8 protein-coding genes are annotated in these 12,007 nt (G+C 69.6%); 7 read left to right on the forward strand and 1 reads right to left on the reverse strand.

Annotated features, from left to right (window positions below; all coding sequences use genetic code 11):
* The first annotated feature begins 4 nt into the window (after window positions 1–4).
* The 6 genes from ASG72_RS08380 (at window position 5) to ASG72_RS08405 (ending at window position 9,163) form a co-directional block, all read left to right on the forward strand.
* Window positions 5–1,219, forward strand: a complete 1,215-nt coding sequence (locus ASG72_RS08380; protein WP_056710956.1) for an FAD-dependent oxidoreductase — start codon at window positions 5–7, stop codon at window positions 1,217–1,219.
* Window position 1,220: 1 nt separating this feature from the next.
* On the forward strand, window positions 1,221–3,941 hold the full coding sequence (locus ASG72_RS08385; RefSeq protein ID WP_082540191.1) for a nitrate reductase: 2,721 nt from the start codon (window positions 1,221–1,223) through the stop codon (window positions 3,939–3,941).
* Window positions 3,942–3,990: 49 nt separating this feature from the next.
* Window positions 3,991–4,902, forward strand: coding sequence for a nitrate ABC transporter permease (gene ntrB, locus ASG72_RS08390; protein WP_056710958.1), 912 nt, complete (start codon window positions 3,991–3,993; stop codon window positions 4,900–4,902).
* A gap of 10 nt (window positions 4,903–4,912) precedes the next feature.
* The gene (locus tag ASG72_RS08395; RefSeq protein WP_056710960.1) at window positions 4,913–5,704 is read left to right on the forward strand and encodes an ABC transporter ATP-binding protein; all 792 of its coding nucleotides are present in this window, start codon (window positions 4,913–4,915) and stop codon (window positions 5,702–5,704) included.
* A 76-nt stretch (window positions 5,705–5,780) separates the two neighbouring features.
* Window positions 5,781–7,583 (forward strand): NirA family protein, encoded by a 1,803-nt coding sequence (locus tag ASG72_RS08400; protein ID WP_056710963.1) that lies wholly within the window; start codon window positions 5,781–5,783, stop codon window positions 7,581–7,583.
* Window positions 7,580–9,163: a sulfite reductase subunit alpha gene (locus ASG72_RS08405; RefSeq protein ID WP_056710965.1), complete on the forward strand. Its 1,584-nt coding sequence runs from the start codon at window positions 7,580–7,582 to the stop codon at window positions 9,161–9,163. Before ASG72_RS08400 ends, ASG72_RS08405 begins: the two co-directional genes overlap by 4 nt.
* A 33-nt stretch (window positions 9,164–9,196) precedes the next feature.
* On the opposite strand, the gene ASG72_RS21250 is transcribed toward ASG72_RS08405, so the two are convergent.
* Window positions 9,197–10,249: an OmpA family protein gene (locus ASG72_RS21250; protein ID WP_056710967.1), complete on the reverse strand. Its 1,053-nt coding sequence runs from the start codon at window positions 10,247–10,249 to the stop codon at window positions 9,197–9,199.
* A gap of 416 nt (window positions 10,250–10,665) precedes the next feature.
* Here ASG72_RS21250 and ASG72_RS08415 point away from each other — a divergent pair, with 416 nt between their 5' ends.
* A complete protein-coding gene (locus tag ASG72_RS08415; protein ID WP_056710969.1) occupies window positions 10,666–11,775 on the forward strand; it encodes a siderophore-interacting protein in 1,110 nt (369 codons plus the stop codon).
* Window positions 11,776–12,007 lie beyond the last annotated feature (232 nt).

The raw sequence follows: 12,007 nt of genomic DNA on the forward strand, positions 1-12,007 counted from the left end.
GGCGATGGCCGAGCCGCTGATCATCATCGGCAAGGGCATGGCCGCGACGCGGCTGGTCGAGGAGCTCGGCCAGCGCGCGCTCGGGCGGCACGCCATCGCCGTGATCGGGGCGGAGCGACGGCCGGCCTATAATCGCGTGCTGCTGTCGCCGCTGCTGGCCGGGGAGATCGATGAGGCCGATCTCGCGCTCAAGCCGGCCGGCTGGTGGCGCGAGCGCGGCGTCTCGACCTTGTATGGCCGCGCCGTGCTGTCGATCGACCGCGCCGCCCGCACGGTCGCCCTCGCCGACGGCCTCGTGCTGCCCTATGGCAAGCTCGTGCTGGCCACGGGCTCGCAGCCGGTGCGCCCGCCTCTGCCCGGCGGCACGCTTCCGGGCGTGGCGACCTTCCGCGACATCGGCGATGTCGAGACCATGCGCCGCTATGCGGTGGAGGGACGCCGCATCGTCGTGATCGGCGGCGGGCTGCTCGGGATCGAGGCCGCCTATGGACTCGCCCGGGCCGGCGGGCGGGTGACGCTGCTGCATCTCGTCGACCGGCTGATGGAGAGGCAGCTCGATGCGGAAGGCGCGGCGCTGCTCGCCTCCGCCATCGCCGCCCGCGGCATCACCCTGCGCCTTTGCGCCAGCACGGCTGGCTTCATTGGCGGCGACAGGCTCGAGGCCGTGGCGCTGCAGGATGGCACCGTCATCCCGGCCGATCTCGCCGTGCTCGCCATCGGCGTGAAGCCGAATGTCGATCTCGCAAGAGCGGCGGGCCTCGCCGTCAATCGCGGCGTCGTCGTCGATGACGGGCTGGCGAGCGACGACGGGGCGATCTTCGCCATCGGCGAATGCGCCGAGCATCGCGGCCAGGTCTATGGGCTGGTCGAGCCGGCCTATGAGCAGGCGCGCGTGCTGGCGCAGCGGCTGGCCGGGCAGGCGGCGAGCTATCAGGGCTCGCTCCTGGCGACCAATCTCAAGGTCAGCGGCGTCGGCGTCTTCTCGGCCGGCGAAACCGAGGCCGGCGACGGCGCCGAGACGCTGGTGCTGCGCGACCGGGCGGCCGGCATCTACCGAAAATTCGTGATGCGCGAGGGGCGGCTCGCGGGCTGCATCCTGGTCGGCGATACCCAGGGCGCGCTGTTCTATCTCGGGCTGATCCGCTCGGGCCAGGACATCTCCGCGATCCGTAGCGATCTGCCCTTCGGCGAAGCCTATTGCCTGGGACGGGCGGCCTGAGATGGACGGCACCACCCCGCTCCCCCGGTCCAGCTCCGCACAGATCCCCGCGCCCACGGCGGCGACGCGCACCACCTGCCCCTATTGCGGCGTCGGCTGCGGGATCCTCGCCAGCCCGGACGGCAGCGGCGGCGCCGCCATCGCGGGAGATCCCGCGCATCCCGCCAATCACGGCCGCCTCTGCTCCAAGGGCTCGGCGCTGGGCGAGACGCTGGGGCTGGGATCGCGTGTGCTGCATCCGCTGCAGCTGACGCCGCAGGGCGATTACCGGCGCATCGGCTGGGAGACGGCGCTCGATCTGGTCGCGGACGGCCTGCGCGCGGTCATCGCCCGCAGCGGCCCGGAAGCCGTGGCCTTCTACCTCTCGGGACAGCTCCTGACCGAGGATTATTACGTCGCCAACAAGCTGATGAAGGGTTTCATCGGCTCGCCGCATGTCGATACGAATTCGCGGCTCTGCATGTCCTCGACCGTGGCGGGCCATCGGCGGGTATTCGGCTCCGACACGGTGCCGGGCAGCTACGAGGATTTCGACTGCGCCGATCTGATCGTCCTCGTCGGATCCAATACGGCCTGGTGCCACCCGGTCCTGTTCCGCCGCATCCAGCAGAACCGGTCGCAGCGCGGCGCCCGCGTCGTCGTCATCGATCCGCGCGCCACCGCGACCGCCGAAGACGCCGACCAGGTGCTGGCGATCCGGCCGGGCTCTGATGCCGTGCTGTTCGCGGGGCTTCTGGTGCATCTCGCCGACCAGGGCCTGACCGATGAAACCTATCTCGCCCGGCACGTCTCCGGCTATCGCGAGGCGCTCGCCGATGCCCGCGCTCTGGCGCCCGGCATCGCCGGCGTCGCTGCCCGGACCGGGCTGAGCGCGGATCAGGTCGCGGCCTTCTACGCGCTATGGGGCGCGACGCAGGCGGTGGTCACCGCCTGGAGTCAGGGCGTCAACCAATCGGCGCAGGGCACCGACAAGGTCGCCGCGATCCTGCATTGCCATCTCGCCAGCGGCCGGATCGGCCGGCCCGGCATGGGACCGTTCTCGCTGACGGGCCAGCCCAATGCCATGGGCGGGCGCGAGGTCGGCGGCCTCGCCAACATGCTCGCGGCCCATATGGGCTATGGACCCGCCGAGATCGCCCGGGTCGCGCGCTTCTGGCAGGCGCCGAACATGGCGCGGGCCGAGGGGCTGAAGGCCGTCGCGATGATGGAGGCGGTGGCCGAGCGCCGCCTCGCGGCCTTGTGGGTGATGGCGACCAACCCGGCGCTGTCGCTGCCGCAGGCCGACCGCGTCCGGGCCGCGCTCGGCCAGCTCGACCTGTTCATCGTCTCCGAGAACGTGCTCTCCAACGACACGATCGCCGCGCGGCCGCATCTCATCCTGCCGGCCGCCGCCTGGGGAGAGAAGGACGGCACCGTCACCAATTCCGAACGCCGCATCTCGCGCCAGCGCGCCTTCCTCGAACTGCCGGGCGAGGTGCGGCCGGATTGGTGGATCATCTGCGAGGTCGCCAGGCGCCTCGGCTTCGGCGCCGCCTTCAGCTATGACGGGCCCTGGCAGATCTATGCCGAGCACGCCGCGCTCTCCGCCTTCGAGAATGACGGTTCGCGCGATTTCGACATCGGCGCCCATGCCGGCCTGTCGGCTTCCGATTACGACGCGCTGGACCCCGTGCAATGGCCGATGCCGGCCGGCCGGCCCAAAGGCACGCCGCGCCTCTTCGCCGAGGGCGGCTTCTTCACCGCCGACGGGCGCGCGACGATGGTCGCGCTCGCGGTGCCGGCGCTGGCCACTCCCGCGAGCCCCGTCCGGCCGCTGCTCCTGAACACCGGCCGCATCCGCGACCAATGGCACAGCATGACGCGCACAGGCCTCAGCCCGCGCCTCGCCACGCATATCGTCGAGCCCACCGTCCAGGTGAACCCGGAGGACGCCGCCCTTTTCCAGCTGGCGGAGGGCGGTTTCGCCCGGATCGAGACCGATCTCGGCGCTGTGGTGCTCAAGGTCACGCTCGATCCCGGCATCCCCCGCGGCTCGCTCTTCGCGCCGATCCACTGGTCCGGCGAGACGGCTTCCCATGCCCGCATCGGCGCAGCGGTCCAGCCGGTCTGCGATCCGTTTTCCGGCCAGCCCGAGATGAAGGCGACGCCCGCCTCGATCGGCCCCGTGGCGTATCCGTTCCAGGGTGTCGTGCTGTCGCGCCAGGGCTTCGCTTTGCCCGCGGAGAGCTGGTGGGCGAAGCTCGCCATCGAGGGCGGCGAGGCCAAGCTCTTCGCCACCGCCGCGGGCCCCGCCGCGATGATGGCGGCGGTCCGCGCCGTCTTCGGCGAGGACGGGCTGAGCGAGATGGTCGACGAGCGGAGCGGAGTCTATCGCTGCGCCGTGCTGCGCGAGGGCCGGCTGCTCGCGGCATTGTTCATGGCGCCGCAGGGCCAGGCCCCGCTCTGGGACACGCTCCGCGAGGTCTTCGCCTCGGACGCGGCCCTGCCGGAGAACCGGCTGGCCCTGCTCGCCGGACGCCGGCTCGACGGCGCGGTCGATCCCGGGCCGACGATCTGCGCCTGTTTCGGCATCGGGCTGACGGCGATCCGGGCCGCCTTCGCGAGCGGCGCGGCGACGGCCGAGGATATCGGCCGGCAGCTCCGCGCCGGCACCAATTGCGGCTCCTGCCTGCCCGAGATCCGCCGGATCGGCACGCAGAGCCGGGAGACGGCGGCAGCATGACCGGCGCTCCGACCCCTTCCAGCCAAGGCTCCAACCAGAGGAGGACCCGATGGGTCACGCTGCCCTGAAGGACGCGCCCGCGGGCGCTGCCATCGTCGCGCTGCCGGGAGCCAAGCCCCCCGGCGTGGTTCCGCTGCCCCCGCCCGCCGGCAGGAGCCGGACGCGGCGTCTGCTGCCCTGGCTCGGGACGGTGCTGGTCAATGTGCTGCCGCCGCTGGTGACGGTGGCGCTGATCGCCCTGTTCTGGCAGATCGCCGCATCGGGCCCGCAATCCTCGCTGCCGCCGCCGACCAAGATCTGGGAGGAGGCGAGGGATCTGATCGTCGAGCCGTTCTACTGGGTCGGCTCCCAGGATATCGGGCTTGGCTGGCGCATCCTGGTGTCGCTGCAGCGCGTCGCCATCGGCTTCAGCCTGGCCGCCATCGTCGGTGTCCTGCTCGGCTCGCTCGTCGGCCAGTCGGTCTGGGCGATGCGCGGGCTGGATCCTGTGTTCCAGGTGCTGCGCACCGTGCCGCCTCTGGCCTGGCTGCCGCTCTCGCTCGCCGCCTTCCGCGACAGCCAGCCCTCGGCGATCTTCGTGATCTTCATCACCGCGATCTGGCCGGTGATCATCAACACCGCCGTGGGAATCCGCAACATCCCGCAGGATTACCGCAATGTCGCGCGGGTCCTGCGGCTGAACCAGCTCGAATTCTTCGTCAGGATCATGGTGCCTTCGGCCGCACCCTACATCTTCACCGGGCTGCGGATCGGCGTCGGCCTGTCCTGGCTCGCCATCGTCGCCGCCGAGATGCTGACCGGCGGCGTCGGCATCGGCTTCTTCATCTGGGATGCGTGGAACTCCTCGCGCCTCTCCGACATCATCGTCGCCCTCATCTACATCGGCATCGTCGGCTTCGCGCTCGACCGGCTGGTCGCGCTGGTCGGCAGCATCGTCACCCGCGGCACCCTGACCCATTGAGGAGGCGAGCATGAGCTATCTCAAGATCGACCATGTCGACAAAAGCTTCCAGCGCGGCGCGCAGACGACCGCCGTGCTCGACGATATCTGCCTCGAGATCGGCCAGGGCGAATTCGTCTCGGTGATCGGCCATTCCGGCTGCGGCAAGTCGACCCTGCTCAACATCGTCGCCGGGCTGACGCCGATCTCCGCCGGCGCCGTGCTGCTGGAAGGCCGGGAGGTGCGCGACCCCGGCCCTGACCGTGCCGTGGTCTTCCAGAACCATTCGCTGCTGCCCTGGCTGACGGTCTACGACAATGTCGCCCTCGCGGTGAACAAGGTCTTCGCCGGGCAGAAGACCCGGTCCGAGCGGCATGATTGGGTCATGCACAATCTCGATCTCGTCCAGATGGCTCATGCCCGGGACAGGCGCCCGGCCGAGATCTCGGGCGGCATGAAGCAGCGCGTCGGCATCGCGCGAGGTCTGGCGATGAAACCCAAGATCCTGCTGCTCGACGAGCCTTTCGGCGCGCTCGACGCGCTCACCCGCGCCCATCTCCAGGATTCGGTGATGCAGATCCACGCCGCGCTCGGCAACACCATGATCATGATCACCCATGACGTCGACGAGGCGGTGCTGCTCTCGGACCGTATCGTGATGATGACCAACGGGCCCTCGGCCCGCATCGGCGAGGTGCTCGACATCCGGCTGGAGCGGCCGCGCCGGCGGCTCGAGCTGGTCTCGGACCGGACCTACATCGCGGCCCGCGAGGCGGTGCTGAAATTCCTCTACGAGCGTCACCGCTTCGTCGAGGCGGCGTGACGGCCGCGGCATCCGGCAGGGAACGGATCCCGGCCCCATCCCCGCGACGGGATGCGCGCCGCTGAAGGACAATGGCATGAGCGACGATTTCACCCCCGACCAGAAGCGCTATCTCGAAGGCTTCATGAGCGGCATGCAATCGGCCCGCACCGCGCGCGGGCTGGGGCCGCTGGGCGGTACGCCCGGCGCCGGCACCGGGCAGCCCGTGCCGGCGGGGCCGGACAAGGAGCATCTGGAGGCGCAGGCCAGGACCGTCGCGGCCGGCGGCAAGCTCGCGGATCAGGAGAAATGGAAGGCGGCCGAGCATCCTTTCGACGCCTATGCCCGCTTCAAGGACCAGGCCCGGGCCGGGCTCTACCCCAAGCCCGAGGATAATTTCCGCTGGCGCTATCACGGACTGTTCTACGTCGCCCCGGCGCAGAACAGCTATATGTGCCGGCTGCGCATCCCGAACGGCATCCTGACATCCTGGCAGTTTTCCGGCCTCGCCGATCTCACCGAGGCCCTGTGCGGGCCCTATGCCCATGTCACCACCCGCGCCAATCTCCAGGTGCGGGAGATCCCGGCGGAGAATGCGGCGGCGCTGCTCGAGGGTCTGGCCGATCTCGGCCTGACCGCGAAAGGCTCCGGCGCCGACAACATCCGCAACGTCACGGGCTCGGCCACGGCCGGGATCGACCCGCTGGAACTGCTGGATACCCGGCCCCATGCGAGGGCCTGGCACCACCACATCCTCAACGACCGCTCGCTCTACGGGCTGCCGCGCAAGTTCAACGTCGCTTTCGACGGCGCCGGCTCGATCGCGACGCTGGAGGATACCAATGATATCGGCTTCCAGGCGATCGAGGTGATGGAGGGCGCCTTGTGCGAGGGACGGCCGGTCGCGCCGGGGATCTGGTACCGCCTCGCGCTCGGCGGCATCACCGGCCACAAGGACCTCGCCCGCGACACCGGGGTGATCGTCGCGCCGGACGACGCCGTCACTGTGGCGGATGCGATCGTCCGCGTCTTCATCGCCCATGGCAACCGCGGCGATCGCGCCCGGTCGCGGCTGAAATATCTGCTCGATTCCTGGGGTTTCGAGCGGTTCCTCGCCGCCGTCGAGGAGCGGCTCGGCCGCAGGCTGGTCAGGATCGAGGCCGCCTCCGTCGGGCCGCGCCCCGTCTATGACCGGCTCGGCCATATCGGCGTGCATGCCCAGGCCCAGCCCGGCCTCAACTGGATCGGCGTGGCGCTGCCGGTCGGCAGGCTCAGCGTCGCGCAGATGCGTGTTCTCGCCGCCATCGCGCAGCAGGCGGGCGACGGCGATATCCGCCTCACCGTCTGGCAGAACCTGCTGATCTCCGGCGTGCCGGACGAGAAAATCGAGGATGTGCTCGCCCATCTCCAGGCGATCGGCCTGTCGGCGCAGAGTTCCATGCTGCGGGCCGGGCTGATCGCCTGCACCGGCGCGACCGGCTGCAAATTCGCCGGCGCCTACACCAAGGAGGATGCGCTGGCGATCGCCGCCCATTGCGAGGCGCGGCTGACGCTGGACAGCCCCGTCAACATTCATCTGACCGGCTGCCATAATTCCTGCGCCCAGCATTATATCGGCGATCTCGGGCTGATCGGCGCCAAGATTCCGGTCGGCGAGGAGGGCGACACGGTCCCCGGCTACCATGTCTTCGTCGGCGGCGGCTTCGGCGTCGATGGCGGGATCGGGCGGGAGCTCTGCAGCGATGTGAAGGCGCAGGACGCCCCGGCTCTGGTCGAATCGATCCTGCGGAGCTGGCTGGCGCATCGGCTCACCCCGGAGGAGAGCTTCGTCGCCTTCGCCCGCCGCCACGAGATCACGGCGCTGCAGCGGATGATCGCCGAGATCGGAGAGGCGGCATGACGCTCCAGACCCCCTCTCCCATCGTCCAGGTGCTGCCGGAGACCGCGCCCTTCAGCGAGGAACAGCGCTCCTGGCTGAACGGCTTCTTCGCCGGGCTGCTGGCGCTCGACAATGCCGGCCTGACGGCTCTCTCCCCGGCCGAGAACGCCGCGGTGATGGCGCAGGCCGAGGATGGCGCGCCCTGGCACGACCCGTCGCTGGCGCTGCCGGAGCGGATGCAGCTCGCCGAAGGCAAGCCTTTGCCGCGCCGGCTCTTCGCCGCGATGGCGCAGCAGGATTGCGGCCAATGCGGCTATGTCTGCGAAAGCTATTCCGCCGCCATCGCCGAGGGTACGGAGACAAGGCTCAATCTCTGCGCGCCCGGCGGCAAGGAGACGCTGCGGATGCTCAGGACGCTGGTCGAGGAGACCGGCGCCGCCCCCGCCACCGTATCCGCGCAGCCTTCGCCGCCTCCGGCGGCCGGCGCACCCGGCCGCTGCCGCGAACAGCCGGTGCCGGCCCGTTTCCTCTCCCGCCGCCGGCTGAACGGGGAGGGCTCGCAGAAGGAGACCTGGCATGTCGAGTTCGATCTCAGCCGGAGCGGGCTCGATTACGTCGTCGGCGACGCCTTCGGAATCCTGCCCCAAAACGATCCGCGCCTGGTCGATGCGGTGATCGCCCTGCTCGGTGCCCGGCCCGATGCCGAGATCGGCGGCGGCACCTTGCGCCAGGCGCTGCTCGCTGACCGCGCGCTCGGGCCGGCGCCTGACGCGCTGTTCCAGCTGATCTCCTATGTCACCGGCGGCGCGCTGCGCGAGAAGGCCCGCCGCCTCGCCGCGGGCGAGGATCCCGATGGCGATCTCGACCGGCTCGACGTGCTCGGAGCGCTGCATAAATTCGGCCTGGCCCGGCTCTCGCCGGAGGCCTTCGTCGAGGCGCTGGATCCGCTGCAGCCCCGGCTCTACTCGATCTCCTCCTCCCATATCGCCACCCCCGGGCGCGTCTCGCTGACGGTCGACGCCGTGCGCTACCAGATCGGCACGCGACCGCGCTGGGGCGTCGCCTCGACCTATCTCGCCGCGCGGGTGGCGCCCGGCGACGCGGTGCCGGTCTATGTGCAGAGGGCCCATGGCTTCGGCCTCCCGGCCGATCCCGCCACGCCGATCATCATGTGCGGTCCCGGCACCGGGATCGCGCCCTTCCGCGCCTTCCTGCACGATCGCCGCGCCACCGGCGCACCGGGCCGCAACTGGCTGTTCTTCGGCCATCAGCGCCGCAGCAGCGACTTCTTCTACGAGGACGAGCTGACCGCGATGAAGGAGGAGGGGCTGCTGACGAACCTGACCTTGGCCTGGTCGCGCGATGGCGACGAGAAGATCTATGTCCAGGATCGCATGCGCGAGCGCGGCGCCGAGCTCTTCGCCTGGCTGGAGCAGGGCGCGCATTTCTATGTCTGCGGCGATGCCAGGCGCATGGCCAAGGATGTCGAGCTGGCGCTGGTCGACGTCGTCGCCGCCCATGGCGGCCGCACCGCCGATGCGGCGCAGGCCTATCTCGCGCAGCTCAAGAAATCCGGCCGCTACCAGGCGGACGTCTATTGAGCCCCGAAAGACCGGTCGCCGCGGCCCCTATCCTCAGCGTGCGACGATCTCGACCCTGCGGTTCTTGCTGCGCCCGGCCTCGTCGGCATTGCTGGCGACCGGCGCCAGCATCCCCACCCCCATCCCGGTCAGGCGCGCGGCGGGAATGCCATGGCCCTTCTGCAGCGTCTCGGCTACCGCCGCCGCACGGCGCCGCGACAGATCGAGATTGTAATCCTGGCTGCCCTGGTTGTCGGTATGGCCGACCACGTAGAAGGACCCCGGTCCGGCCTTGAGAAAGGCCGCGATCTGCTCGATCTGCGGCCGGGATTCCGGCTTGATCGTCGCCTTGTCGGTGTCGAACTGCACGCCATAGAGCACGGCCCGCCCCTGGGCCGCGATGTCGCCGGCCATCTTGCGGGCATCGACGAGCTCCATCCGCTGCTCGCGCGGCTTGTCCTCGACGACCGTCACCACGGCGAAGGTGCGCCCGTCGAAATTCTTGCAGTCGCGCGCCGCCTTCACCTCCGCGGCAAAGATCGCGACATGGGCGCCATCGGCCTTGATCAGCTGGTAGCGCTGGCCGGCATTGCTGGCGGTGAGCACGCACCAGCCGGCGGAATAGAGCGCTTTCGGCAGCTGGTCGCGCGGGAAGACGTGATGGATCAGCCCCTGTTCGCCGCCGCCTGAATCGACCGCGCGGCCGAGGCTGCCGCCACAGGCCTGTTCGCGGCACTGGAACAGCGTCTGCCCATTGCGCGCCTGCAGCTCCTGCTCATAGCCGGAGGTCACCTCGAGCGGGCTGCGCCCGGCCGGCAGCAGATAGACGAAACGCGTCCGCCGGCCCTGCAAGGTCGTCAGCGCTTCCGGCGTCCGCAGCAGATTATTGGAGACCGGATCCCGCCCCTCCCGCGGCTTCAGCGGCCCGGCGACGAGATCGGCCTCGTCGAAGGCCGATTGCGCATAGTCCAGGATGATCGCGCCGGCATAGCGCTTGAGCCATGGCAGGTCGCTGCCGGCGACATCCTTCGGCGGGATTGCCGTATCGGCCAGCACGGCGGAATGCGCGAAGAGGGCGAGCAGAAACACGACCAGGCCGGCACGCATGCGATCTCTCCTGTTCAGATCGAACCGGATGATACAACCCAGCCTTGTTCTGTCGAGTGCTGAAGCAGTTGCTTGCGAGTGTTTGGTCCTGCCTTCAGTCCGGCCGATGGACTTGCTACGGCGGGCGCGGGAGCGGCAACAGCTCGCGGGCGGCGCCTGACGATGCGCGAGATTTTGAATGCGATGGTGTGGGTCCGATCGATCTATTCAGCCGGCTTTCTCACGAGCATCGACAGAAGATTCGCCGGGTCCGGCGCTTAGACTTGAATAATTACAAATCGAAGTGAATTGACCGAGCACTAAGCTATGTCAAGTTTCTGGCGCTCATCGCTCACATGACGAAAAACGGACCCGTTGACAGGCTCCCACCATCCGGCTTCACTCGTTGTGACGTTTGGTCATTGACAGGGACAGCCATGTATACGACGACCGCTCGCCTTCCCTTGCCACAGGCCGAGGCCGAAGCCGTGGTGGCGTCGCTCTGCGCCCATCTGGCCCATCATGACGCTGCGATCACGCCGCTGGGCGAGGGCCGCACCGAGATCCAGCATGACGACAGCCGGGCTCTGGTCACGATCGACGCCGGCATGCTCACCTTCCATGTCGAGGTGCCGGGCCTCGAACAGCTCCAGCAGGTGAAGGCGGGGATCGTCATCCATCTCTCGGAATATGCCCCGCCGGGGGCGCTGCAGGCGCTGAGCTGGGAGGGCGATGGGCTGGACGCGATGCCCATGCCGGAGTTTCGCCTGCTCACCGTTCTAGAGAGCCGGGACGTCACCCCGCATATGCGCCGCCTCACCTTCAGCGGCGAGAATCTCGCGCCCTTCGCCTCGCCCGATTCCCTGCATGTCAGCCTGTTCATCCCGCCGGCCGGGGCGGGCGAGGTGGCCTGGCCGCAGATCGAGGGCGGGTTGCTGCAGCTGCCGCGGACGGGACAGCGTCCGGTGGTCCGCAAATACACGATCCGCGCGATCGACCCCGTCGACGGCACGCTCGCCATCGATTTCGTGCTGCACGCGCAGGCCGGCCCAGCCTCCGCCTTCGCCGCCGGCGCGACGCCTGGACAGGTGATCGGCATGGCCGGCCTGAACGGCGGCGGGCTGAAGGCGGCGGGGCGCTATCTGTTCTTCTGCGACGAGACCGGCCTGCCGGCCCTGGCGCGCATGCTGGAGACCCTGCCCGAGGATGCGACCGGCGAGGCCTTCGTCGAGGTCGCCGATGCCGGCGAGAGCCAGCCGCTTCTCGCCCCATCCGGCCTGCCGGTTCACTGGTTGTATCGCGACGGCGCCGCGCCGGGATCGACGACGCTGCTGCAGGAGGCGTTCGCGGGACTGGACTGGCCGGCCGAAGCGCCCCGCACCTATCTCTGGGTAGCGACGGAATATGCGGCCTTCCGGGAGCTGCGCAAGGCGGCGCGGCAGCGCATGCGGCCCGACAAGGACGAGCATCTGATCGTCAGCTTCTGGCGCGCCGGGCTGGACGAGGACCAGCTCGCGGCGCAAGCGCCGGCCGAGACCGGCGACTGACGGGGCGTAGAACTGACGGCCGGATCGGTTAGCCGCCCGGTGCTTTAGGGCTGGCGCGACCCGCCTCGCGCCTCGGCTGAAGGCGCCCCGTGGCGCCCTCGCGCGGATCCCGGCATCGTGCTGGCCCAACGCAAAAACCCCGCCGCTTTGTGCGACGGGGTATTTGGTCTGTTTGGTTGCGGGGGCCAGATTTGAACTGACGACCTTCAGGTTATGAGCCTGACGAGCTACC

Origin of the sequence: Allobosea sp. Leaf344, assembly GCF_001426225.1 — a bacterium.
Taxonomy (GTDB): Bacteria; Pseudomonadota; Alphaproteobacteria; order Rhizobiales; family Beijerinckiaceae; genus Allobosea.